The 24,182-nt window shown below is 37.5% G+C and carries 23 protein-coding genes, 1 riboswitch and 1 other annotated feature; of the genes, 1 reads left to right on the top strand and 22 read right to left on the bottom strand.

What is annotated here, in order from left to right; all coding sequences use genetic code 11:
• Positions 1-444 precede the first annotated feature (444 nt).
• The 22 genes from mtnN to hpaB form a co-directional block, all read right to left on the bottom strand.
• Positions 445-1,137, bottom strand: coding sequence for a 5'-methylthioadenosine/S-adenosylhomocysteine nucleosidase (gene mtnN / locus JNUCC51_RS19070; RefSeq protein ID WP_337989295.1), 693 nt, complete (start codon positions 1,135-1,137; stop codon positions 445-447).
• 61 nt (positions 1,138-1,198) lie between these two features.
• The gene (locus JNUCC51_RS19065) at positions 1,199-1,852 is read right to left on the bottom strand and encodes a YrrS family protein (RefSeq protein WP_337989294.1); all 654 of its coding nucleotides are present in this window, start codon (positions 1,850-1,852) and stop codon (positions 1,199-1,201) included.
• A gap of 556 nt (positions 1,853-2,408) precedes the next feature.
• Positions 2,409-2,897: a transcription elongation factor GreA gene (gene greA, locus JNUCC51_RS19060; protein ID WP_049667741.1), complete on the bottom strand. Its 489-nt coding sequence runs from the start codon at positions 2,895-2,897 to the stop codon at positions 2,409-2,411.
• Between the two features lie 187 nt (positions 2,898-3,084).
• The gene (udk, locus tag JNUCC51_RS19055; protein ID WP_049667740.1) at positions 3,085-3,723 is read right to left on the bottom strand and encodes a uridine kinase; all 639 of its coding nucleotides are present in this window, start codon (positions 3,721-3,723) and stop codon (positions 3,085-3,087) included.
• Positions 3,723-5,003 (bottom strand): peptidase U32 family protein, encoded by a 1,281-nt coding sequence (locus JNUCC51_RS19050; RefSeq protein ID WP_337989293.1) that lies wholly within the window; start codon positions 5,001-5,003, stop codon positions 3,723-3,725. Before JNUCC51_RS19050 ends, udk begins: the two co-directional genes overlap by 1 nt.
• 14 nt (positions 5,004-5,017) lie before the next feature.
• Positions 5,018-5,950, bottom strand: a complete 933-nt coding sequence (locus JNUCC51_RS19045) for a peptidase U32 family protein (protein ID WP_337989292.1) — start codon at positions 5,948-5,950, stop codon at positions 5,018-5,020.
• Between the two features lie 5 nt (positions 5,951-5,955).
• A complete protein-coding gene (locus tag JNUCC51_RS19040; RefSeq protein ID WP_337989291.1) occupies positions 5,956-6,588 on the bottom strand; it encodes an O-methyltransferase in 633 nt (210 codons plus the stop codon).
• 666 nt (positions 6,589-7,254) lie between these two features.
• Entirely contained in the window at positions 7,255-8,382 is a 1,128-nt protein-coding gene (mltG, locus tag JNUCC51_RS19035; protein ID WP_100546050.1) for an endolytic transglycosylase MltG, read from the bottom strand.
• Between the two features lie 462 nt (positions 8,383-8,844).
• A complete protein-coding gene (locus JNUCC51_RS19030; protein ID WP_337989290.1) occupies positions 8,845-9,291 on the bottom strand; it encodes an acyl-CoA dehydrogenase family protein in 447 nt (148 codons plus the stop codon).
• Positions 9,275-9,898 carry an acyl-CoA dehydrogenase family protein gene (locus JNUCC51_RS19025; RefSeq protein WP_337989289.1) on the bottom strand — a complete coding sequence of 208 codons (624 nt, stop codon included), beginning with the start codon at positions 9,896-9,898 and terminating at the stop codon, positions 9,275-9,277. Before JNUCC51_RS19025 ends, JNUCC51_RS19030 begins: the two co-directional genes overlap by 17 nt.
• On the bottom strand, positions 9,898-11,241 hold the full coding sequence (locus JNUCC51_RS19020) for an LLM class flavin-dependent oxidoreductase (RefSeq protein ID WP_337989288.1): 1,344 nt from the start codon (positions 11,239-11,241) through the stop codon (positions 9,898-9,900). The genes JNUCC51_RS19025 and JNUCC51_RS19020 overlap by 1 nt, the downstream gene beginning before the upstream one ends.
• A 91-nt stretch (positions 11,242-11,332) precedes the next feature.
• Complete coding sequence (locus tag JNUCC51_RS19015; RefSeq protein ID WP_337989287.1) at positions 11,333-12,169, bottom strand: MetQ/NlpA family ABC transporter substrate-binding protein; 837 nt, start codon at positions 12,167-12,169, stop codon at positions 11,333-11,335.
• 14 nt (positions 12,170-12,183) lie between these two features.
• Positions 12,184-12,837 carry a methionine ABC transporter permease gene (locus JNUCC51_RS19010; RefSeq protein ID WP_337989286.1) on the bottom strand — a complete coding sequence of 218 codons (654 nt, stop codon included), beginning with the start codon at positions 12,835-12,837 and terminating at the stop codon, positions 12,184-12,186.
• Positions 12,779-13,858: a methionine ABC transporter ATP-binding protein gene (locus JNUCC51_RS19005; RefSeq protein WP_337989285.1), complete on the bottom strand. Its 1,080-nt coding sequence runs from the start codon at positions 13,856-13,858 to the stop codon at positions 12,779-12,781. The genes JNUCC51_RS19010 and JNUCC51_RS19005 overlap by 59 nt, the downstream gene beginning before the upstream one ends.
• A 446-nt stretch (positions 13,859-14,304) precedes the next feature.
• Positions 14,305-15,114, bottom strand: coding sequence for a MetQ/NlpA family ABC transporter substrate-binding protein (locus tag JNUCC51_RS19000; RefSeq protein ID WP_337989284.1), 810 nt, complete (start codon positions 15,112-15,114; stop codon positions 14,305-14,307).
• A gap of 300 nt (positions 15,115-15,414) precedes the next feature.
• Positions 15,415-15,942 (bottom strand): DUF1292 domain-containing protein, encoded by a 528-nt coding sequence (locus tag JNUCC51_RS18995; RefSeq protein ID WP_100546054.1) that lies wholly within the window; start codon positions 15,940-15,942, stop codon positions 15,415-15,417.
• Between the two features lie 182 nt (positions 15,943-16,124).
• Positions 16,125-16,433: a DUF1292 domain-containing protein gene (locus tag JNUCC51_RS18990; protein WP_132356923.1), complete on the bottom strand. Its 309-nt coding sequence runs from the start codon at positions 16,431-16,433 to the stop codon at positions 16,125-16,127.
• Between the two features lie 18 nt (positions 16,434-16,451).
• Positions 16,452-16,868 carry a Holliday junction resolvase RuvX gene (ruvX, locus tag JNUCC51_RS18985; RefSeq protein ID WP_337989283.1) on the bottom strand — a complete coding sequence of 139 codons (417 nt, stop codon included), beginning with the start codon at positions 16,866-16,868 and terminating at the stop codon, positions 16,452-16,454.
• Between the two features lie 2 nt (positions 16,869-16,870).
• Positions 16,871-17,137 (bottom strand): IreB family regulatory phosphoprotein, encoded by a 267-nt coding sequence (locus JNUCC51_RS18980; protein ID WP_024363117.1) that lies wholly within the window; start codon positions 17,135-17,137, stop codon positions 16,871-16,873.
• Positions 17,138-17,400: 263 nt separating this feature from the next.
• Positions 17,401-20,061: an alanine--tRNA ligase gene (gene alaS / locus JNUCC51_RS18975; RefSeq protein ID WP_337989282.1), complete on the bottom strand. Its 2,661-nt coding sequence runs from the start codon at positions 20,059-20,061 to the stop codon at positions 17,401-17,403.
• A 110-nt stretch (positions 20,062-20,171) separates the two neighbouring features.
• Positions 20,172-20,386 (bottom strand) — a binding site (T-box leader).
• A 70-nt stretch (positions 20,387-20,456) separates the two neighbouring features.
• Positions 20,457-21,422, bottom strand: a complete 966-nt coding sequence (locus JNUCC51_RS18970; RefSeq protein WP_337989281.1) for a magnesium transporter CorA family protein — start codon at positions 21,420-21,422, stop codon at positions 20,457-20,459.
• 286 nt (positions 21,423-21,708) lie between these two features.
• Positions 21,709-21,874: riboswitch (M-box (ykoK) riboswitch) on the bottom strand.
• A 99-nt stretch (positions 21,875-21,973) separates the two neighbouring features.
• Positions 21,974-23,410: a 4-hydroxyphenylacetate 3-monooxygenase, oxygenase component gene (hpaB, locus tag JNUCC51_RS18965; RefSeq protein ID WP_337989280.1), complete on the bottom strand. Its 1,437-nt coding sequence runs from the start codon at positions 23,408-23,410 to the stop codon at positions 21,974-21,976.
• A 344-nt stretch (positions 23,411-23,754) separates the two neighbouring features.
• Between hpaB and JNUCC51_RS18960 the strand changes: the two genes are divergently transcribed.
• Positions 23,755-23,943, top strand: a complete 189-nt coding sequence (locus tag JNUCC51_RS18960; protein WP_337989279.1) for a hypothetical protein — start codon at positions 23,755-23,757, stop codon at positions 23,941-23,943.
• Positions 23,944-24,182 lie beyond the last annotated feature (239 nt).

The raw sequence follows: 24,182 nt of genomic DNA, 5'->3' as shown, positions 1-24,182 counted from the left end.
TCTCCAAGGAGTCGTAACACCTCACTCCTATCACTTATATACTAAGCATACGCTTTACCAAACATCATTCCTAACTTTTAGTAATGAGCCAATCCTTAGTAAGTTCGCGTAACTATGAAGCAATAAAAAGCTCTCTTGCGATTGAATGTCGCAAGAGAGCTTTTTCTCTTAATGAAATTCTGCAGATTCTGATAGTTCTACCGAAATAAGTGTACCGAGTAACATTGTTATAATGACTACACCCACTGTTAAAAATAGCATTATGAATGCCTCCCATCTAAATATGAAGAGATTTATTTAACAACAGTTTAGCATTAGCGAGACTTTCAAACTGTGATTTTTCTCACACTAAAAGCCACTCATTTTGACTATTTTGTGTAGTTTATCCCGTAGATTTGTGAATACAAAAAAACAGTGGGGATGAAGAAAACCCCACTGGAATATTTATAACGATTCTATAGCTTTAAGTACGATTTGTGTGGAATGCTTTGCAGCTACTGGTAAAAACTCATCGAAGCTAATATTCGATTCTTTTCCAGCGATATCTGATAAAGCACGAATAACAACAAACGGCGTACCAAATTGATAACACACTTGTGCAACAGCTGCTGCTTCCATCTCCACTGCCTTCATTTGTGGGAAATGTTGACGGACAGCTTCTACACGAACAGGATCACTCATAAAGGCATCACCTGAGCAAATTAAACCAATGCCATATTGGTGCTCTCCAACAGCCTCTACAGCCTCTTCAGCCACTTTCATAAGTTTTGCATCTGATTTATAAGCTGCTGGCATACCTGCCATCTGACCCATTTCATAACCGAAAATCGTAACATCTACATCATGATGACGAACTTCATCCGAAATAACGACTGCACCTACTTCAAGAGTTTCATCATAGCCGCCGGCAGACCCCGTATTAATGACTACATCAGGCTTAAATTCATGTAATAGAATAGTAGTTGACATTGCAGCATTTACTTTACCAATACCGCTCTTTAATAAAACTACCTCTTTCCCTTTATAAGTTCCTGTTGTATACTCACTGCCTGCGATTGTTGAGCTTTCTGCATTATCTAATGATGCTCGTAAAAGCTCTACTTCCTCTTCCATTGCGCCGATTACTGCAATTTTCATCTCTTTGTTACTTCCCTTCTTTAATCAACTCTATTAAAAATAAACAAACGTTTTATTTTCGTCAATAGGCGCCATCTAATGTATTTAGTTGCTCAAGTTTTACTGGTGTCCAGCCTTCGTTGTCGACCCATTCCATACTAACGCGATACATTTTTGTCTTATCATTTGTTGAAACTGTTGCAATAGCTGAATTAGGGCCACCGTTATTCCCCATACGCCAAATAATCATATTGTCCTTTTCGATGCCTGTAACGGCCGAAACTGTTGCTACCTTTTCAGCCCAGTCTACTGATTTATCATCGTAAGAAGACACATGCTGACCTGTTTGTGTTGTAGGTGTAGGTTGCCAGTTTTCATTTGTTATGACCTTGTCAACAATTGGGTTATCTGAAGTAGTTTCAGTAGTAGTGTCCTGTTCAGATTTTTGTGATTCTTCTGTAGGCTCTTCTTTTGCTGGTTTTTCCTCTTTAGCTGATACATCATTATTTTGCTCTTTAGAAGGCTCTTCCTTCACATCTTCTTTATCGTTCTTCTGCTCCTGTTTTGGCTCGTCTTTCTCAGCCTTTCCTGCATCATCCTGCCATTTAAACACAAATGTTGCTGTTATAATAATTAATATCACGACAATACCAATTAAAACATTCAATAGTTTATCTAGCTTTTTATTACGAGATGGCTGCAAATGACGACTGCTTCGAGTTTTTCGTTCACTCATGAAGTCTCCCCCTCTCTAGCCAATATTCTATCAAGTTCAACAGTACTTGCAAAATAATTGTGCTCATATATTTTTTTCGCAGAGAAAAATATATACATCTCGACGTATTTTCCAAAGATTTTTGGATCATCACCAAAACGTGTGGTTGATTTCCGTTCCGACTGGGCGCTTTGGCGCTGTCGCACAGTTAAAACATTTGTTGCTGTCGCTTCGCTTTCGCACAGTTAAAACATTTGTTGCTGTCGCTTCGCTTTCGCGCAGAGCAAAGCTTCCTGGTTGCGTCCAGCCTCCATCCAATCAACCTATTTACATAGTATACGTTTTAGCGAATGTCATCTACAACTTTCGGCAACTTACCACATTTTCATCATTCATGTAAAAATTTACATAGAGTGTAGATTTAAGAATCAATTTCTCCTTGGCGTAGTTGCTGTTAATCGCTTCGCTTTGGCACAGATAAACCCTTTTGTTTCTGTCGCTGCAAAAAACTATTTGCGGATGAAGAAAAAGCAGCTAGCTCTCCTTTAAAAGGATAAGCTAACTGCTTGTACTAAAATTATTTTATTGAAATAATTTTAACTTTCATTTCACCACCAGGTGTTTGTACAACAACCTCTTCGCCTTCAGCACGACCAAGCAAGCCTTTAGCAATTGGTGATTCATTCGAAATACGGAACTCCATTGGATCTGCCTCAGCCGAACCAACAATTGTATACGATTCCTCATCTGTTGATGGTTTCCCATTAATAACTTCTACAAATGTAACCGTTTTCCCTAGTGATACTACACTGTTGTCGGTTTCATCCTCAGAAATAATAACTGCATTACGAATCATTGATTTTAATGTAGAAATTCGACCTTCTAAAAAGGCTTGTTCTTCTTTTGCAGAATCATACTCAGCATTTTCAGAAAGATCCCCGAAATCACGAGCGATTTTAATACGTTCTACGATTTCCTTACGTGTTTCTGTTTCTAATTTCACTAATTCTTCTTCTAATTTTCTTTTACCTTCAGCTGTCATTGGGTACTGTTTTTCGTTTGCCAAAGTTCTTCACTCCTTGTTTTCGTCAATATAAAAACATAAAACTCGATTAAGTGCCTAGTAGGATCCACTTAATCGAATTTTATTATTTTTAAACGGTTTCAAATTACTCTTTGACCTAATAGTATGCATGCCTTTCTGAAATATGTACAGATATGCATGTAAATATTGTCAATACCACTCTATCTTATTACAATACGTTGTCGGTTTCAAGGATAGTTTTAATCTTAGTTACCATTAAATCAATCGCAACCTCATTATCCCCGCCTTCAGGAATAATAATATCAGCATAACGTTTCGTTGGTTCAATAAATAAATTATGCATTGGACGCACTGCCGATAAATATTGGTCAATTACAGAATCTGTTGTACGTCCACGCTCTTTTATATCACGCATTATACGACGAATAATACGTAAATCTGAGTCCGTATCTACAAATAATTTAATGTCCATTAAATCACGTAAATCTGCATCTTCTAACACTAAAATACCTTCTAGTATAATAACATCTACAGGCTCTACATGAATAACTTCTTGAGCTCTTGTATGCTGCACATAATCATATACTGGCTTTTCAATTGGTTGACGGACCAATAATTTTTTTAGGTGTTCAATTAACAAATCATTATCAAAGGCTAACGGATGGTCATAGTTTGTACCTAAACGCTCCTCAAACGTTAAATGACTTTGATCTTTATAATAAAAATCTTGTTCAATTACAACTACTGAATGATCGCGGAAAACATCATAAATAGCACGGGTCACACTCGTCTTTCCCGAGCATGAGCCACCAGCGATTCCGATGACGACTGGACGCTTTGCTGCCATTAATTATTCTCCTTTCTCATCATATTATGTGGTTTTAATGGTGTATCACATTTAAATTTAACAATTTGTAGTGGATGACGTGCAGCATCTAAGCTATTGCCATCCTCATCCCAAATCTCACCCATTGTAAAACGGAAATTTTCTATTTCTGGTCCAAAGAACTCTACCTCATCACCAGGTTTAAAATAGTTACGTTGTTGCATTGTAACAATTTTCGTTTCAGGGTCATGCTCTAAAATTAAACCGGCAAACTCATAAGTTGTTTTACGACCATGAACACCAAACATTTGCTCCTCGTGGCCTGGGGCATCATGGAAGAATGCTTCAGCAGTATCACGGTTAGCACATTTGTCTAGTTCTTCAAGCCATTCACGTTTAATTTTGAAATTTTCAGGGTCAGCACAATAAGTATCAATCACTTTGCGGTAAACTGAAATAACTGTAGCAACATAGTGAATTGATTTCATACGACCTTCTACTTTTAATGAATCAATACCAAGCTCAATCATGTGTGGAATTGCTTCAATCAGCTTTAAGTCTTTAGGACTCATCGCAAAAGGTGCGTGGTTATCATCGAAAAGTGCCTTTTCTTCGCCATCTTCTAGCTCATATAAATCATAGTCCCAACGACAAGATTGACAGCAACCACCACGGTTAGAGTCACGAGCAGTCATATGATTTGAAAGTACACAGCGACCAGAATAGGCGATACACATTGCTCCATGAACGAAAGCCTCAATTTCAATATCGACTTTTTCTTTCATCAGCTTCATTTCTTCGCCGCCAACTTCACGTGCTAATACTACACGATGTAAGCCTTCTTCTTTCCAATACTGTACTGCCTTCCAGTTCGATAAAGATTGCTGTGTAGAAAGGTGAATTTCAAGCTTTGGTGCAACTGTACGGCATGTTTCAATGATTAATGGGTCCGCTACAATAATGCCTGTAACACCTGCAGATTCAATATCTTGTAAATATTGCTCTAAGCCGTCCATATTTTCATTGTGTGCGAAAATATTTGTCGTAACATATATTTTTGCACCGTATTTATTGGCGAATTCAACACCTTCGCGCATTTCTTCAATTGAGAAGTTATCTGCGTTTGAACGTAGACCGAACTCTCGTCCACCGATAAATACAGCATCCGCTCCATAATGAACTGCTACTTTTAATTTTTCTAAACTACCTGCAGGGGCAAGTAGCTCTGGTTTTTTTGTAATGACACGTTTACCGTCTACAATCTCACGGATTTTGTCATTTTGCTCTAATACTAATGCCATGTTCTTGCCACCTCCTAGTAAACTGTTTCCTTGAAGATAAAGCCAGTATCAAGAGGTCTGATGGCAGGCTGAATTTCTTCAATTTTTACTAATAAATCATCTTTAATATCTTCGTAAGCATCTTCTGATTCGTCAAAATATGTGTCAATTGCTTGACGATAAGCTTCTGTTACTGTGATCACATATTCTGGCGTTTGAAGAACACCCTCAATTTTCAATGCATCAATGCCACCTTCGAATAATTCGCCAAGCTCATCAATAATGCACATATCGTTTGGACTGAAAATATGAGTACCGTTAGCGTCCTCATAAATCGGATATTTATTATTACGTTCATCATCATGAAGGAACATATTGCGGTTTTCCTTACGATTTTCAATTTCCATTACTTTATCTTGATATAAGAAATAATGGCCTAGTAATGGACGTTTTGATTGGAACATACATGTCATTCCATGTACTTGAACCTCAATCTCTACTTCTGTATTTTCTTTAATTTCTAGCACTTCATCTAAAGAAAGTTCACGTGAAAGCACTGCTCGAGTTGCTCCACGTTTCCCCCAATAATTTGCAGTAAACCAGTTCGTTGCAGTCGTTTCTGGATTCCAGTGTAGCGGTATTGTAACACCTTGCTCACGACGGATGATTAATACTGCTGGATCACCATAAATTAAACGGTCAACCCCAATACGTTGCATTTCTTTTAAATATTGGGCAAGCGCATCCAATTTTTCATTATGGAATAACGCATTTACCGCAACATAAACCTTTTTACCCGCCGCATGAATTAGCTTTGTAGCTTCTTCCACTTCACTAACAGAAAATTCTCCAGCTAGGCGTAGACCAAATTGTTGTTCACCAATGACAAAAGCATCTGCTCCAGCCTGTAAAAGTGCTTTTACATGGTCCACTGATTGCGGTGTAACAAGCAATTCAGGTTTTTTCATAATAGTCACCTCTTCAAACATAATAATAAACCATCACCAACTGGTAAAAATGCACTTGTGTAATCAGGGTGCTGCATAATCCATTCGGTGAAGTTTTTTAAATTGCGAATCATTGTACGCTTACGACGCGGTACATCTTTTAAATCCAAATCTGATAAGCCATGCATATACATATTATCGATATACAGAACTCCGCCAGATTTTACAAGAGGCGCGTACTTTTCAAAAAAGCGTTGATATTGTCCCTTTGCAGCATCGATAAAAACCGCATCGAAGGTCGTTTGAATTGCTTCATCGCTCACCTCTAAGGCGTCACCTTCAATGACCGTAATACGATCTGATACCGTGGAACGTTCAATATAAGCTTTTGCTCGAGTAACACGCTCTATATCACGCTCGATTGTAACAATCTGCACATTTGGTAAAGCCTCTGCCATCCTTATTGCAGAATAACCAATTGCTGTACCAATCTCTAAAATTTTCGACGGATTTTGAATACGTAGCAGTTGATTTAGTGCATCAATGCCTGAAAGCTGCATAATTGGTACATGATTCTCCTCCGCAAATGCTTCCATTTCTAAAAGCAATTCATTACGTGGTTGAATAAATGATTGTATATATGCATCTGATAATTCCATTTTTTAGTTCACCCTCATATCAATTATGCCTCGGCATAATTGTGTCTGGAATCGGCTTTGTGCTTAGGCCTGCTGATGCAGGTCAGTTAGCCGTTTTCGTATGGATGCGATGGTTCTAGGCTAACACCCTTAAAAAACTCCTTACCGATTTCCGTGACATCCGCCGGAGGCTTTAACTTCTTTCAGCGGATGTATGTACACAGCTGAAAAGTGACTTAAAACCGCATTCATCTCACCACCTCTAGAGAGGGAGACTACTGTAGCTGACGCTTTACTTTCGCTACGAAAGAGATCTGTAGCTGACGCTTTGCTTTCGCTACAAAAGAGATTTGTACCTGTCGCTTCGCTTTCGGTACCAAAAACATTTGCTGAAAGAAGTTTAAAGGCAACGAGCAATACTCGTTGTCTATACTTCATCATTTTGCAACAAAAAGAAAAAGACCAAACGTGATGTCTTGGTACTTCGTCATACAAAAATGAGCAATTGTTTTATAAGCTCAAAACAATTGCCACCACGTATATTATTCCGCATTAACGGACAGATTGAATTTTTTCCATGCGGATCGATTAAAAATCACAATTTATAATAGCACGAAAATAGAAGGAAAGCTATTTTTCTTTCCTTCTACCCACATTATGCTATTTAATTTTTTCTATTTAACGTACTTACTCTGCTTTTTTTATATATTTATCTACTTTCTGTAAATGTTCATCGTATGTTTTCGAGAAGTGGTTGACACCTTTTTTATCCGCTAAGAAGTAGAGGTAGTCCGTTTTACTTGGATTAAGCACTGCTTCAATTGAAGTTTTTCCAGCACCCGCGATAGGACCTGGTGGTAAGCCTTTATTTTTGTAAGTATTATAGGCATTATCTACTTCTAAATCTTCATATAATACACGATCTTTATGGGAACCAAGTGCATATAAAACAGTTGGGTCTGTTTGTAGTGGCATCCCTTGATCGATACGATTATAGAATACGCTCGCAATTGTTTCTCGATCTGTTTGAGCCGTAGCCTCTCTTTCCAGTAATGAAGCAAATGTTAATAATTGATGTACTGACATTTTCTTTTCAGTTAAAACATCGTTGTAATTTTTCACAACCTTGTCCATTGCTCCTACCATTTCGTCTACGATCGATTCTAATGATGGCTTCTCTTCAAAATAAGAATAAGTTGCAGGGAATAAATAGCCCTCTAAATCATGTCGAATATTATCAGCTAAAACTGCATCCGTTACAAGCTCAGGATATTTAGCCTTCATTTGTTGTACAAACGCATCACTTGTTACTAAATCCATAAATTCTTTTTGAGTGTACGGCGTTTTCTTTTCCACAATGTTACCAATTTGTTCAAGTGTTAAACCTTCAGGAATTGTCATTGTAAAGACAGGCTTACGATAGACCTTCCCTGTTTTTAAACTTTCGATTAGCTCATCGAATGTCATTGCTTGTGTTAAATCATAGTTTCCTGCTTGGAACTGGGATTCATTTTTAAATTTAGCATAGTATTTAAAAACACGAGCATCTTTAATAACTCCTTTTTTCTCTAGTAGAGTTGAAATAGAGCTTAAATTTGAGCCTATTGGCACTTCAACTGCTATTGTTTTAGTCGCATCTGGATCCATTGGTTTTAAGGCACTCTTCACATAATTATAACCAAGTAAACCGACAATCCCTGATATTAGAACAAAAGCAATTGCTACAATAGCAACGATTTTTCTCACAATTTTTACCTCGGATTTTCTTTCTTGCATTTTTGAAAACATTTCTTGTTTTTTCGAACCGTTATTCACGGGTTTCCCCCCTATCACTTCATTATCATACTAGAAATCAACTTTCACGACAAACAGAAATAGATAATTCAGTAAAAATAGATCATATCAATTATGGCTTGGACAAAAGAAAGAATATAAAAAATCAAAGTTGATTTTCAGTTCAATAAACTGTCATCAAAACTGTTCTTTGTCTTCCATATAATACTAGAGAAATCCAGTTAGATTATACCGGGATAGGTTTAATTATTAATCAGGGGAACTCCTTCCATATGAAAAACAAAAATCTGCCAACTAGTTTGTTAGCAGATTTAATAATATTCTCTAAATTTCTCAAAATAAAGTGATGTCTATAATTGAAAAGCTTCTTGTTTTACATCGACAAGTAAACCCTTTGCAAGCTGTGCAATAACTACATCATCAGCTGGAGGATTAAAACGGCTACATTGAACGTCTCGAAATAGTCGTTGTAATTTACTAGTTTTAGACAGACTTCGTCCCCCAACAACTTGGGATTGCTTTTGTTACAATGTCAATCGCATTGTTACAAATAACATACTTTGCAATACTAACATCTTCAGAAAGTTGGTCCTTAATCGCAGGATTTTGTTCAACTTGCGCTGCGATACTATACAATGTTCGACGTGCCGTTTGATAAAGCACTTCTATTTCACCAATTTTTTGTTGTACATGACTTGCGTGTGCAATAGTATTTTCTAAGCTATATGAATAAGTATTTTTAGCAAAATCTATTGCATAATCCCTAGCTGCACCAGCAACCCCTAAGTAAACAGCTGGAATTTCTAATGAATAGACGCGACCATCCGCTAAAAAACGATTTACTTCCTTTGGACGGTGTTTGTATAGCAATGCCTCCTCTGGAACAAATGTGTCATGGAAAATAATATCATGACTACCTGTTGCACGCATTCCCATCATCCCATGTATGAATAACCTCTACCTGATCATTTTTGGTTATTAAAAATTCAGCTGTTATATTTTCTTCTTCTATAAAAGCGATAATCGTAAATTGTTTTAATATCGGGGCTAAGGAAGCAAAAGCCTTTTCACCTGTAATGATATAGCCTCCAGGCACTTTTTTCGCAATTGTTCCCGGTAAACTTCCACGAGAGATATTCCCCTTCCCTCGCTCGCTATTTATAATATTTAAGAGAGAACCTTCTTTAACTGCTTTATGGCACAATTCCGCAAAAATAGGCTCAGGCCATGTACCCGCCTCACGAACGTTCAAAAAAGTTAATAAGTGCCACCCAACAGACAATGCAGTAGAAGCATCACCTTTAGCTAATTGTTCCTGTACTAATAACATTTCATAAAGAGAAATTTCCTCGCCACCGTATTTTTTCGGCACCGTTAATTTAAAATAGCCAGCATCCTCTAAGATTTTATAATGCTCAAACGGAAATTCTCCACTTTCATCATATTTACCAGCTGTCTTGTCAATTTGTTGTGCCAATTCAAGAGCATACTGAACTAGCTGTTGCTCACGTTCGTTCCGAATAATAACATCACCCATCAATGAGTCACCTTGCTTTTGGTAAATCTATTTTGTGGTTTTTTTAGCCCTAAATGTTCTCTTAGTGTTGAGCCTGTATACTCTTTACGATAAATACCACGCTCTTGTAAAATTGGCACAACTTTGTTCACAAAATCCTCTAAATCGCGTGGCAATAACGGAAACTGTAACATAAAGCCATCTGCCGCTTCTTCTGTAATCCAACGCTCCATCTCATCAGCAATTTGTGTTGCTGTGCCAACAAAGGCATCGCGCTTGGCAGGACCAAAAAGGCGTGCATATAAATCTCCGACTTTTAAATTTTCTTTTTTAATAATCTCTAAATGCTCGTAGAAATGACTTTGAATACTATTGACCTCTGGAAAATCCACTTCAATTGCAGGTGTATCTAACGAGTACTTTGAAAAATCAACATTTCCCATATAACCCGAAACAAATTTCAAACTCTCATATGGATCAACCAACGCCTGTAGTTCATTATACTTACGGATGGCCTCTTCCTCCGTATCACCCACAATTGGCGATATCCCCTGAAACACAAGTAACTCCTCATCGGTGCGTCCAAATGGAGCAAGCTGTGCCTTTAAGTGGCGATAATGCTCCTTGGAATTTTCAATATCATCCCAATGAACAAAAACGACCTCCGCTGTTCGCGCTGCTAATTTTTGACCTGGTTTTGAAGCACCAGCCTGCACAATAACAGGCTGACCCTGAACGGAACGTGCAATATTCAACGGACCTTTCACTGATAAATATTTTCCTTTAAAAGCGGTCTCATGTACTTTATTGCGATCATAAAAAATATTATTATCACGGTCGTAGACAAATGCATCGTCCTCCCATGAATCCCATAATGACTGAACTACATCAATAAATTCTTCCGCCCGTTCATAGCGATGGTCATGCTGCCAATGTCTGTCACGGCTGAAGTTTAAAGCCGTCTGCCCTGTTGCATCTGCTGTTGTCACTAGATTCCATCCGACTCTACCATTACTAATATGATCTATGGACATTAGCTGCCTTGCTAAAACATATGGCTCACTATACGTGGTTGATGCAGTTGCCCCAAGCCCAATTTTTGTTGTCGCAGCTGCCAAAGCTGTAATCTGTATAAGAGGATCAAAGCGATTTAAAATATGTGGATGTGATTCATGATTGATCGCTAAACTATCCGCAACAAAAGCAATATCGAACTTGCCCTTTTCAGCAATTTGGGCCGCCTTTTGCAATTCATTAATATCGATGCTTGCATTTACTTTTGCAGACGAATGTTTCCAGGCTGCAACATGCATTCCTGCCCCAATTAAATATAATGCAAGCTTTAACTCCTTTTTCTTAGTCATTTTCTCGTCATCTCCTTTTCATATGAATCAATTTCGCTATCGCTTTGCTCTCACACAGATTTCAGGAAGCTTTAGGCCGATATATTGTAGGTTAATGAAGATAAAACTCTTTCCATGTAGCTAATTCATCTAATGGCATTTTTACAGGAATATAATTGCCATTAGAAACATCTTTAATGAAATTAGCAGTTTCTTCACGCTGATAGATGGCAACAATTTTTTTCAATGTCTCATTGTCCTTATCTTCAGATCTTGCCACGATGACATTGATAAATGGCTTAGCCGTTTCATTCTCATGAATAATGGCATCTTTCAATAGTAGTCCAGCTTCGACAGCAACCCCATTATTAATGACCGCAAAATCTGCATCCTCCATAACCCTAGGTGTCGTCGCACCATCAACTGGTAAAATGTTTAATTTCTTTGGATTATCTTTAATTCGATCCTCTCCACCATTCCCATCAAAATCATCCGTAACCGTCAACAAGCCATATTCTTGTAGCAGCATTAAAGCTCTACCCCAGTTAGAAGGATCGTTTGGTACAGCAATTTTCGCTCCCTCTTTAATATCATCCAAAGATTTAAATTTATTAGAATATAAGCCTATCGGAGCCATAATCGTTGTGCCAATTGCCTGTAAATCTGTTTTATTATTCGTATTAAATAAATTTAAGTAAGCGACATGTTGAAACGCATTGATATCAACCTCCTCCTCCGACAATGCTTGGTTCGGGTCATATTGCGCTGAGAATGTCACTAAGTCGAGGCGAATATCTTCCTTAGCAGCCTGTTCTTTTATATACTCCCATGTTTTCAATTCTGAGCTACGGATACCAACCTTCACAGTATCTTTTTCATCTGCTTTTGCACAAGCAACTAGTAGGAACAATAATGCAATTAATCCTAATATATTATTTAGTTTCCTCATATTAAAATTCTCCTTTATGACACTCTGCGTAATTTCCGTTCTAGACTATTTCCAATACTTTGAATGATTTGTACTAGTACTACTAAAATCACCACCGTTACTAAAATCGTTACATTGTCAAAGCGTTGATAACCATAAGTAATGGCTACATCACCAAGGCCACCGCCTCCAACTGCCCCTGCCATTGCAGTCGCTCCAATAAGCCCTATTGTTGCAGTCGTGACACTTAATATTAAAGAGGGGAAGGCTTCAGGTAGCAAAAACTTTTGGATAATTTGAAATGGAGAGGCACCCATTGCCTTCGCCGCTTCAATAATGCCTTCATCCACTTCCAATAATGAATTTTCTATTAATCTCGATATATACGGCCCTATATGCAAGACAAGGGGTACAATAGCAGCTGTTGTACCTATTGCAGTTCCAACGAGCAAGCGTGTAAATGGAATGATAGCAACAAGCAAAATAATGAACGGAATAGAGCGCAGGGTGTTAACGATGGGATTGATGATTGAGAAGATTATTTTATTTTCAAGAATATGCCCTTTCCTCGTAACAACTAAAGTTATACCTAAAATAAAGCCCAAAATAGCTCCAAAAAATAGCGAAATACTAACCATGTACAGCGTATCTAGCACTGCGTCGATAATTATTTGCGAGCTCACCTTCATCTGCAATAACCTCCTCTATTTGAATATCTTTCGTTTGAATAAATTGATGTGCCTTGTCTATTTCTTTGTCTGTGCCAACTAGCTCAACGATTAAATTACCAAAGGGAATCCCTTGTAGCTCTGTAATATTGCCAAACAGTACATTGACATCAACATCAAATTTTTTCGCTACTTGAGAGACGACTGGTTGCCCAACATCTACACCTATAAATTTAAGGTTGTAAATCTTTTTAGATTGATCTTTCGTTTTTAATTGCTCGTAGACAGATTGTGGAATGTCATCTCGAACTACCGATTGTACAAAGTTTTTAGTCGTCTCCTCTTGCGGTGCAGAAAAAATTTCAAGTACATTGCCCGTTTCAATAACTCTTCCGTTTTCCATAACAGCTACACGATTGCAAATATCCCTTATGACTTCCATTTCATGCGTAATCATTAAAATGGTAATGCCATACTCGATATTGACTCGCTTTAGTAGCTCCAATATAGATTTAGTCGTTTGCGGGTCAAGAGCCGAGGTTGCCTCATCACATAATAAAATTGTTGGCTTTGTAACAAGTGCACGAGCAATGCCCACTCTCTGCTTTTGTCCACCTGACAGCTCATCAATATAACGCTCGGCTTTGTCCTGTAAACCAACAAACGACAAAACCTCCCTTACTTGACCTTCAATGTTTGATTTTTTAACGCCACTTAATACTAAAGGCATCGCAACATTTTCGAAGACAGTTTTTGAACGGAGAAGATTGAAATGTTGAAAAATCATACCAATGTTTTTCTTTTCCTCGCGAAGCTGCTTTTTACTTAATGTTGTCAGCTCTTTACCATTCACAAGAATGCGACCAGACGTTGGTTCCTCCAATAAATTCACTGTCCGTATTAATGTACTTTTACCAGCACCGCTAAAGCCTATAACGCCAAAAATATCACCCTTTTGAATCGTTAAATTAATGTTATTTAATGCCGTTACAACGGTTGTTCCTACCTGAAATTCCTTTGTCATTTCGATAAATTCAATCATTTCACGTTTACCTCCTTAGCATTTCATTTTGACTACTCTCGACTAAAAAGAAAATAAGATCAATTATGCCTCGGCATAATTGCGTCCGGAATCGGCTTTGTGCTTAGGCCTGCTGGATGCAGGTCAGTTAACCGTTATCGCATGGATGCGATGATTTTAGGTTAACATCCTTAAAGAACTCCTTTCCGATTCTGTGACATCCGCCGGAGGCTTTGAGCCAACAGATGTTTTTTGCGCGAAAGCGTAGCGTCAGCAGCACGATGTTGGTCACTCAGTCGTTGCCACAGGATGTGGCGTTCTTAGGCTGAGTTCCTCTATTTCAGTGGTTGTAACTGCCGTTTCACTTATGTTACATAAAACATTTGTAGCTGACGCTTTGCTTTCGCTACTTAAGACATTTGTAGCTGACGCTTTGCTTTCGCTACAGAAATAATTGCTGAAAGAAGTTAAAATGCTGGAACGACAGCACCTTTATACTGATCTTCAAAAAAGTTTCGCGCCTTTTCACTTGTCAGCCATTTAACGACTTTTTGAATCGCTGGATCATTCTGTTTTTCTTTCGTCGTCGCAATAATATTGACATATGGCGATTCAGGACCTTCTATAATAAGAGCATCCTTCATAGGGTTGTAGCCCCCTTCTAAGGCGTAGTTCGTATTAATAGCTGATGCGTCTACATCATCTAATGAACGAGTCAATAACTGCGAATCAACACCGATAAATTGAATATTTTTTTCGTTTTTTGTAATATCCTCAACTGTATAGTCATTTTCCTTCGCTTTATTCAATTCAATTAGTCCATTATTTTTAAATAGTAGTAAAGCTCGAGAAAAATTGACGACATCATTCGGGACGGAAACCTTTGCGTTTTGCGGTAAATCATTAATATTTTTAATTTTTTTAGAGTACACACCAAATGGTTCAATATGAATTCCTTTTACACTCACTAAATCTAAATGACTTTCTTTATTCGTTTGTTCTAAAAAGGGAATGTGTTGAAAATAGTTAAAATCTAGTTCACCATCTGCCGTTTGCTGATTTGTTTGAACAGCATCTTTTAAAATAGTAATGTCTAATTTCACACCATCTTTTTCAAGATCCTTTGCTAAATACTCTAGTACTTCCGCATGTGGCACATTGGCTGCCCCCACCTTTAACGTTACTGTTTCATCTTCGCTCGCTTCTCCTCTGTTTGTGCAACCTGCCAACAAACCTATTATTAACACACTAAATAGTAGGCCCCATATTGTCCTCATTCAATTCCCTCCTTTTCAAATTAACTTACTTGGTTTAATTTAAAACAAATCTTATCTGTTTACTTTTGATCGGTCAATGCTCGGTATCTCATTTCACCTTTAAATATTTAAAAATTCAGATAAAATAATAAGCAGAAAATTCAGTTTTATCTAGATAATTAACTAAATTAGCTCGAAAATGCGTAAATTCCATTTTTATATAGAATATTTTTACATATGAGATAGGAATATTCTATTAATACTCTACAAGCTACTTAATAAAAAAAACTCTGAGTAGCATTTTACCACTCAGAGTTCTAATTATAATTCATTTAATACATCTTCAACAAATGCCCATTCTTCATCTGTTTCAATCGGTAATAATTCATCAATCGTTCCGTCATTTCCAGATACGTATTGTGAAGCAAAAATATCTCGTTCTTCAATAGGCTCGTCCGTTGCTAGAACATAAAGTACATAGGATTTGCCAAATTGTTCTGATGAAAATGTATGAATAACCTCACATACCTGATCTGCCCCATCTTCATCTGTTATTGTAAATAGTTGCGGCTCTTCTTCAAATTCGTCTAGAAGTGTCAGGACTACCTCATTAATCATTTCCCATTCTGCATCTGTTTCAACAGGTTGTAGATTTGTCATTTCTCCATTGTTATCATCATAATCAAATGTCATAGCAGAAATGTCTCCAGGAATTTCATTACCCTCTTCGTCGATTAACGAAAACAATACATATGATTTTTCATCCGCATCGAAGGTGAAGACAACACGACACTTTTGCTCCTTGCCATTTTCCCCAACTATAAGAAATTCTTGTGTTTCCTCGTTCATTCAATGTCCTCCTTTTAACTATAGTTCAAATTTTGAAGCGAGTCCTCAATACCTTCTTTTTACACAGAAACTATCTCAACATAGACTCGTCTTACAACCTCATAGCTTCATTCTTCCAAAAGTAAAAAAGGAACAAGGAGTGCTTGTTGCCATCCTTGTTCCACACTTTTAAAGATTACGAATTACTCTTCGTCTTCATCCTCTAAAGCGTTTAATACGTCTTCTACCATATCCCACTCTGCTTCAGTTTCGATTGGTGTTAATTCACCATCTTCACCATTTTCAGATGGAACGAATGAAGATACGAAGATTTCTACAGAACCATCTTCATCTTCTTCTGCGCCTACCATAGAGTAAAATACGTATGATTTGCCAAATTCAGCTGATTCATGTACGTGAATTACTTCACAAAGCTGTTCGTTTCCGTTCTCGTCAATCACTGTAATGTGTTGTACATGTAATTCTTCTTCATGGTTATGCTCGTGTGCCATGTGGTGTCACCTCATCAATTAATTTTTGCTATCCAAGTAGCCTTGTAAAATCATCACAGCAGCCATTTTATCAATGACTTGCTTACGCTTTTTACGACTCACGTCCGCTTCGATTAGCATACGCTCAGCAGCCATCGTTGTTAAACGCTCATCCCAAAGCTTGACCGGAAGTGAAAATGTTTCTTCTAATAGCTTTTTATAGTTTTCAGAAGCCTCACCACGCGGTCCAACCGTATTATTCATGTTTTTCGGGAATCCTACAACAAATTCTGTTATAGCATACTCCTTTACTAGCTCGGCTATACGTTCAATGCCGAACTCGCCGTTAGCTTCATCAATTTTTACGGTTTCAATACCTTGGGCCGTCCACCCTAAAGCATCACTAACAGCAACGCCAACGGTTTTTGACCCAACGTCTAATCCCATAATTCTCATTTCTAGCCCTCGTTGTTCTTTTTAATATAAAACTTAACAAGCTCTTCTAGAATTTCGTCACGCTCAAGCTTGCGAATTAAATTACGAGCATCCTGATGGCGAGGAATATACGCCGGATCACCAGAAAGTAAATAACCGACAATCTGATTGATAGGATTATATCCCTTTTCCTCTAATGAAGAATGTACTTTCAACATTACCTGCTTGACTTCCTGTTCCATTGATTCTTCTGGAAAATTAAATTTCATAGTTTGATCAAATGAACTCATGACCAGCACCTCGCTTTCAGAAATAAGGAGATGTGCAAAAGCTCATCTCCAATTTCTCTTTATTATAACATGTTTTGGCGTATTATCAATTATGCCTCGGCATAATTGCGTCCGGAATCGGCTTTGTGTTTAGGCCTGCACGATGCAGGTCAGTTAGCCGTTATCGCATGGATGCGATGATCTTAGGCTAACATCCCCTAAGAACTCCTTTTCCGATTCCGTGACATCCGCCGGAGGCTTTAACTTCTTTTCGCTGAAAGAAGTTAAATGGATTTAACATAATCATACACAGAAAGTAGTGCTTCATCAAGTTTTGATGCATCTTTTGCACCTGCCATCGCCATATCTGGACGACCGCCACCTTTACCACCACATGCTTCTGCTACCATTTTCACAATATTTCCTGCGTGGTAATTGCCTCCAACTAATTCTTTTGTTACACCAGCACATAGCATAACCTTTTCACCATCGACAGCACCAAGAACGATGACAGCTTTAGGCATTTTTGCTTTCAAGTCATCCATCATTTGACGCAGTTGGTTATTGTCCTTCGCCTCAACTTTAGTAGATAAAACAGTTACCTCGCCAAATGTTTGCGCTGCGTCCACAATTGCACCTGCTTGTGCATTCGCGATTTTTTGTGATAGCGCCTCATTTTCACGTTGTAACTCTTTGTAGTCAGCTTGTAATGCATGTACTTTTGTCACAATATCTTTTGGATTTGCTTTTAATAATGCTGCAGCTTCGTTTAATAAAGCTTCTTCCTCTTTTACTGCTTCATAAGCAACTTTACCTGTCACAGCCTCGATACGACGTGTACCTGCACCGATACCACCTTCTGAAACAATTTTGAAGAAGCCGATTTCAGAAGAACGTTTTACGTGAATACCACCGCATAGCTCAATAGAGTAGTCACCAATTGAAACAACGCGAACGATATCGCCATATTTCTCACCGAATAGCGCCATTGCTCCCATAGCTTTCGCTTCATCAATGCCTTTTTCTTCAATAACGACCTCTATATCATCCCACACTTTTTCATTTACAATACGTTCAATTTGTTGTAATTCCTCTTTTGTCACTTGTCCAAAGTGAGAGAAGTCAAAGCGTAAGCGATCAGGTCCTACATATGATCCAGCTTGGCTAACATGGTCGCCAAGTACATCTTTTAATGCACGTTGCATAATATGTGTTGCTGTATGGTTTTTAATAATTAAATTACGTTCTTCACGGTTAACTACTGCTTTCACTGCATCTTCAACTTGCATTTCACCAGATTCAACAAGTACAGTATGAAGCGGCTGACCATTTGGAGCTTTTTGTACATCTTTTACAATGGCAGTAAAGCTATCATTAGAAATAACACCGCTATCCGCAATTTGACCACCCATTTCAGCATAGAATGGTGTTTTAGCTAAAATAACTAGTGCTTCTTGCCCTTCAGCCGCCACTTTTGACACTTGCCCGTTGACAATTATCGCTGCAATTTCTGTTTCTGTAGTTAAAGTATCATAGCCTACAAATTCACTTGCAACCGTCAAGTTTGCTAGCACTTCGTTTTGTACTTGCATAGAATCCACATCTTGACGAGCTGCACGTGCGCGTTCACGTTGTTCTTCCATCGCTGCTTCAAAGCCTTCATGATCTACTTTCATGCCTACTTCTTCCGCATACTCTTCTGTTAATTCGATTGGGAAACCGTAAGTATCATATAAACGGAATGCATCTGCACCTGGAATATAGTCATGACCAGCTGCTTTTTGAGCTTCTACTACTTCGTTAAAGATAGCAAGACCACCGTCTAATGTTTCATGGAAGCGAATTTCTTCATTTTTAATAACACGTTGGATAAACTCGCATTTTTCCGTTACTTCTGGGTAGAAATCATTCATAATTTCACCCACAGTTGGAACTAATTCAAACATAAATGGCTTTTCAATGCCGATTTGTTTTGCATAGCGTACTGCACGACGTAGTAAACGACGCAATACATAACCACGACCTTCATTTGAAGGAAGAGCACCGTCACCAATGGCAAACGCCACTGTACGGATATGGTCAGCGATAACTTTAAATGGTGTGTTGATATCTTCTTCTGAACCGAAGATTTCACTTAGAGCTACTTCACCTGGACGTTTGTATTTGCGATTTGCTAACTGCTCGATTTTTTCAATAATAGGCATGAATAAATCAGTATCAAAGTTCGTAGGAACATTTTGAACAACTGATACAATACGCTCTAGACCCATACCAGTATCAATATTTTGCTTTGGAAGTGGTGTATACGTACCATCAGGATTATGGTTGAATTGAGAGAACACTAAGTTCCAAATTTCAAGATAGCGTTCATTTTCACCACCTGGATACATTTCCGGATCATTTTCATCTGAACCGTATTCTTCCCCACGGTCATAGAAAATTTCTGAGTTAGGACCAGATGGACCTTCACCGATATCCCAGAAGTTCCCCTCAAGTCGGATTAAACGCTCTTCAGGAATACCAATTTCGTTATGCCAAACGTCATACGCTTCTTGATCTTCAGGATGGATTGTAATAGATAAAAGCTCTGGATCAAAGCCCATCCATTTTTTATCTGTTAAGAATTCCCAAGCATAATGAATAGCTTCTTTTTTAAAGTAATCTCCAATTGAGAAGTTACCTAGCATTTCAAAAAATGTATGGTGTCGAGCCGTTTTACCTACATTTTCAATATCATTTGTACGAATTGATTTTTGAGCATTTGTAATACGTGGATTTTCAGGAATAATACGACCATCGAAATATGGTTTAAGTGTTGCTACACCTGAGTTAATCCAAAGTAATGATGGGTCATTGATTGGCACTAGTGGTGCTGATGGCTCATGATGATGACCTTTTTCTTTAAAGAATTCTAAATACATGCGGCGAATTTCTACTGCTTTCATATGAAAAGTTCCTCCCAATATGTTTTGTAAAATACGAAATGAGTCCGCAAATCAATATTTCTTCGGCGTTAACTTTCGCGCAGATAGACATAAAAAAGCCCTCATCCCCAAAAAGGGACGAGGACTTGTGATTTGTCTCGCGGTACCACCCTAGTTGTAAGTAAAAGTATACTTACCTCTTTAGCACTTGTAACGTAAGTGAACGGCAGGGATTAACTGCACTCTGGAGTAGCTTTCGGTATTTGCTATTGTGAGGATTTTTTCAGCCAAGAAATCCCTTTCTTTTACACGCACAAATACGTACTTTTTCCATCATCGTTTTTTACAATTTTCTAACGAGAATTATAAAAAAAATATTTTCTTCTGTCAATTGGCACTATAATTGCTAATCATAACTAAGCAATCATTTTTTTAAAATATGCCCACATTCCCCAAGTAAAAACGACTAGGAAAACACTAATTGTTATTGTCGCTATTGGAGAATCTTGATATGGCAACGGAACATTCATGCCGAAAAAGCTTGTGATTACTGATAAAGGTAACATAATAGTTGAAATGACTGTTAATAAATTGAGCTTTTCTATCGATTTACCACTTATAATAGAAAAATACGTATCTAAGGTACTGTTTACTAAATCTCTATAAGTTTCTGTAGATTCTACAATTCGTTCTAAATGATCATTTAAATCTTTATAGAAAGGTATATTTTCCTCACGAATTTCAAATTTCCATTGACCATTACTATTTGAAAAAATTCTTTTTTGCGGCATAATTGTTTGTCGAATCAAAATAATAGTTCGTTTTAGTGCAAGGAATTCTTCCGTAACTTCTTTTGGTTCATAAACATATATTTCTTCTTCAAGTTCATCAATTCGTGCTCTAATTCGCTCTAAAACCGGGAAGTATTCATCTGTTATTCCATCGATAATAGTATGCAATAGAAAATCGGTACCCTTATCTAAATATTTTGTACTGTTTAAGCACACATTCTCGATGTGACCTAGCCATTTAAGTTTTTGTTTATGAACCGTTACAACATAGTTAGGACCCATAAAAATGTTTAATTCTACTGTTGTTATTTCATTGCTACTTTTTTCGTTATAAATTGGTGCATGGAAAACGAAAAATTTGTACTCGCCGTAATTATCCATTTTAGGACGTGAGCCTTCATGAAGACAATCCTCAACTGCTAATGGATGGAAACCAAATATTTCAGCTATATCATTCAATTCATTGTAGTTGTAAGCATATAAATCAACCCATAACAAGTCCTCATTATGAAGGTCATGATTAAATTTTTTAATATCGAAATCATGTTGTACTGCGCTATTTCCTTTTTTAAAATAATGGATTTTAATCATTGTTCCTCACCTCATGTTTTATTATTTAAGGAAAACAAACAGGTGACGTTATTGATTTTAATTTAGCTTGTTTTAAAAGCATTTCTCATCAATACCCATTTGTCTTTGGCGATAAGAAATCGACATTCCTTAATTCTTCACTACTACTTAACTTTTTCGTACTCGGTTCAGGGCTACTATCCATTTCTCATCACCTTCCTTAAATAACAAAAACACGCCTCCGACGAATGAAGGCGTGTTGAATACACATATCAAAGAAAAGCATAGTTTCAAAAACTACTCTGCTTTCTTCCTTCAAACGTTGAGTTTTAGCACTATACGGCATAGGATTTATACCAGCTACGTTAAAAAACACCTTATTTCGATGATTTCTGTTGACCCATTGGCGTCTCTCGACATTTTTGGGCAGTAGCGTATCTCCAGCATAGGAGCCTCACCTAACGAAGGGACTGTTATTTTGTTAATTTCATTGTTCTTGTAAATCATAATGTAAAGTAAAATAACTGTCAAACAAAAATTAAAAATATAGAAAATAGATATTCTCTAAAAAATTAATTATTATCTTTCAAAAAGTTTTCTACACGATTAACTAATTCTTCCCTATCATAACTACTATAAAGCGCACTGGCTAAACGAACTGAGTCTCCAAAGAAAAAGCGCTCATACAGTGTTTGTCTTGTACCAAAGGTGCTCATCGTTAAATCCCAAGCAAGGCGGAATTTTTTGACGCGCTCCTTTCCACCATCTTGAAAAGACTGTAAATAATGCTCAAGGTCGCCCTCATCCGCAGTAAATGCTTTTTCACTTGGAATGGACATTAATCCGCTTGCGCCAAGTAGCTGGATAATTTCTGTAAAGGTCGGATACACTTTAGGGAACATCTGAATAGCTACTTGTACCGTTGGAAGGTCAGGTCTTATAAAACCAAAATCATCTCTTTTTGCTTCTACTTCGGATTTTATCAGTAAGGCCTTCATCGTTTCTAATGTCACGATAATATCCACAACCTTTTGCTGCACATGTTGATATTCGCCGATATTGATCGTATTTACAATTGACTGTACTATACCTAAGACAAATTCTGATTTGACAATTTGACGTGTAAGGACTTGATGTAGACCATATGTTTGAAAACCACTTACGTTCAAAAAGCTATTGGCAACTTCCACATTCTCATAATAAAAGACGCGTTCCCACGGTACTACAACATTATCAAACACAACGATTGCATCCATTTCCTCGTAACGACTACTTAATGGATAATCGAAAACCGATTCCCCTCCGACAAATGATTGTCTACATAAAAACTTTAAACCTTTTGTATTACTTGGTATTGAGAAAGCAAAGCCTTTCCCTTCATCAAAACCATTTGTTGATATAACAAGGAGTTCGTCTGTAATTCCTCCCTGTGTCGCTAGTAATCTTGCACCTTTAATTACTAACCCCTCGCTCGTTTTATCTACAATTTTAGCAGCAATTGTAACTTCTTCATCTTCAAAATAAAATTTTTTACGGTTTACTTGTGGCTCGATAAATGTATGTGTCATAGTTAAATCGTTCTCACGAGCATACTCGTAATATTTTAACAAATGCTGTGGGAAACAATTTGGTTTATCTTTCAAATATTCTGCTACCGATGCTAGAGCCATTAATGTCGTATTCATGTAATCTGGACTTCTTCCCATAAGGCCATTATTGGATAATGCCCACTCTCGTATTGCATTACGTCTTTTCACGAGATCTTCGATTGTCACCGCTTGAAGGAAAGACATGCCTACACGATCATTACTCGTTGGCGAAACATATGTCATCTTTTCAAGTAATGCCTCTTCATTTTGTAAATCAAAAAGTTTTGCCTGACTCTGCATTACTCCCTTAAATGCTGGATGCTCCGACACCTTCCCTGTGACGACTTTCCCATCAATCGAAATATAAGTTTTTAGAGCGTCAATACGGTCTATATATTGCTGTCCTGTAATTACTGGCATGCAGTCACCCCTAAACGTTACAAATGTTTTTATACTTTTTCAGTATATGAAATTTCCTAATATTAGGTTCCACCTCAGCAAACTGTATTATATCAAAACCTCAAAAGCTCCGAACTGTACTAATTTATAAACACAGTTAAAAATCCACTTTATCGTATGACTTTTCAGTTATTTTAGATAAAAACGGTTTCAATTAGCACTATTATAACGAGTTCAATTTTGTGACACATTCACAAAAAAGTCCTCATCGACTAGTACAGAATTGCTAGATTTTATAGATATCCAGGTGTAAGATAGCTTCGTAACTAAATCAAATACATCTTTTTTATTAAAGGAGAATATATATGAACAAACAAATCATTTCGTACGTGGCGGAAATGGAAGCTGCTTTAATGAATAAAATGGAGGATCATAATGAAGAGAATCTTTTATTTACGATTGCTTCAAAAATGATAGCCAGAGAAAAAGATCAATTCAAAAATGTATGCCAAGCATATGAAGTAGTTAAACATCATCTAGTTGGAATTCACTAAATCAATTTTGCCTTTGTCGCTTTGCTTTCGATAGAGATAAACAATGCGGCCGGAATCCACCGGAGGCTTTAGGCCAACTGATGTTTTTTGCGCGAAAGCGTAGTGCTAACGCAGCGGCAGCAGCACGAAGTTGGTCACTCAGTTACGTGTTGTTGTTGTCGCTTTCGAACAGATAAATTGCCATAGGACGTGGCGTTTTTAGACTGAGGTCTCTATTTCAGCGGATGTGATGTTTGGAC

It is taken from the genome of Lysinibacillus sp. JNUCC 51, assembly GCF_015999525.1.
Classification (GTDB): domain Bacteria; phylum Bacillota; class Bacilli; order Bacillales_A; family Planococcaceae; genus Lysinibacillus; species Lysinibacillus xylanilyticus.
This window is presented reverse-complemented; position numbering and strand designations above follow the sequence as displayed.

Coding starts and splice junctions, on each gene's coding strand:
- mtnN (WP_337989295.1), bottom strand. CDS start 1,137: ATGAAAATTGCAGTAATCGGCGCAATGGAAGAGGAAGTAGAGCTTTTA.
- JNUCC51_RS19065 (WP_337989294.1), bottom strand. CDS start 1,852: ATGAGTGAACGAAAAACTCGAAGCAGTCGTCATTTGCAGCCATCTCGT.
- udk (WP_049667740.1), bottom strand. CDS start 3,723: ATGGCAGCAAAGCGTCCAGTCGTCATCGGAATCGCTGGTGGCTCATGC.
- JNUCC51_RS19050 (WP_337989293.1), bottom strand. CDS start 5,003: ATGGCATTAGTATTAGAGCAAAATGACAAAATCCGTGAGATTGTAGAC.
- JNUCC51_RS19045 (WP_337989292.1), bottom strand. CDS start 5,950: ATGAAAAAACCTGAATTGCTTGTTACACCGCAATCAGTGGACCATGTA.
- JNUCC51_RS19040 (WP_337989291.1), bottom strand. CDS start 6,588: ATGGAATTATCAGATGCATATATACAATCATTTATTCAACCACGTAAT.
- JNUCC51_RS19030 (WP_337989290.1), bottom strand. CDS start 9,291: ATGCGTGCAACAGGTAGTCATGATATTATTTTCCATGACACATTTGTT.
- JNUCC51_RS19025 (WP_337989289.1), bottom strand. CDS start 9,898: ATGGGTGATGTTATTATTCGGAACGAACGTGAGCAACAGCTAGTTCAG.
- JNUCC51_RS19020 (WP_337989288.1), bottom strand. CDS start 11,241: ATGACTAAGAAAAAGGAGTTAAAGCTTGCATTATATTTAATTGGGGCA.
- JNUCC51_RS19015 (WP_337989287.1), bottom strand. CDS start 12,169: ATGAGGAAACTAAATAATATATTAGGATTAATTGCATTATTGTTCCTA.
- JNUCC51_RS19010 (WP_337989286.1), bottom strand. CDS start 12,837: ATGAAGGTGAGCTCGCAAATAATTATCGACGCAGTGCTAGATACGCTG.
- JNUCC51_RS19005 (WP_337989285.1), bottom strand. CDS start 13,858: ATGATTGAATTTATCGAAATGACAAAGGAATTTCAGGTAGGAACAACC.
- JNUCC51_RS19000 (WP_337989284.1), bottom strand. CDS start 15,114: ATGAGGACAATATGGGGCCTACTATTTAGTGTGTTAATAATAGGTTTG.
- JNUCC51_RS18995 (WP_100546054.1), bottom strand. CDS start 15,942: ATGAACGAGGAAACACAAGAATTTCTTATAGTTGGGGAAAATGGCAAG.
- JNUCC51_RS18990 (WP_132356923.1), bottom strand. CDS start 16,433: ATGGCACACGAGCATAACCATGAAGAAGAATTACATGTACAACACATT.
- ruvX (WP_337989283.1), bottom strand. CDS start 16,868: ATGAGAATTATGGGATTAGACGTTGGGTCAAAAACCGTTGGCGTTGCT.
- JNUCC51_RS18980 (WP_024363117.1), bottom strand. CDS start 17,137: ATGAGTTCATTTGATCAAACTATGAAATTTAATTTTCCAGAAGAATCA.
- alaS (WP_337989282.1), bottom strand. CDS start 20,061: ATGAAAGCAGTAGAAATTCGCCGCATGTATTTAGAATTCTTTAAAGAA.
- JNUCC51_RS18970 (WP_337989281.1), bottom strand. CDS start 21,422: ATGATTAAAATCCATTATTTTAAAAAAGGAAATAGCGCAGTACAACAT.
- hpaB (WP_337989280.1), bottom strand. CDS start 23,410: ATGCCAGTAATTACAGGACAGCAATATATAGACCGTATTGACGCTCTA.
- JNUCC51_RS18960 (WP_337989279.1), top strand. CDS start 23,755: ATGAACAAACAAATCATTTCGTACGTGGCGGAAATGGAAGCTGCTTTA.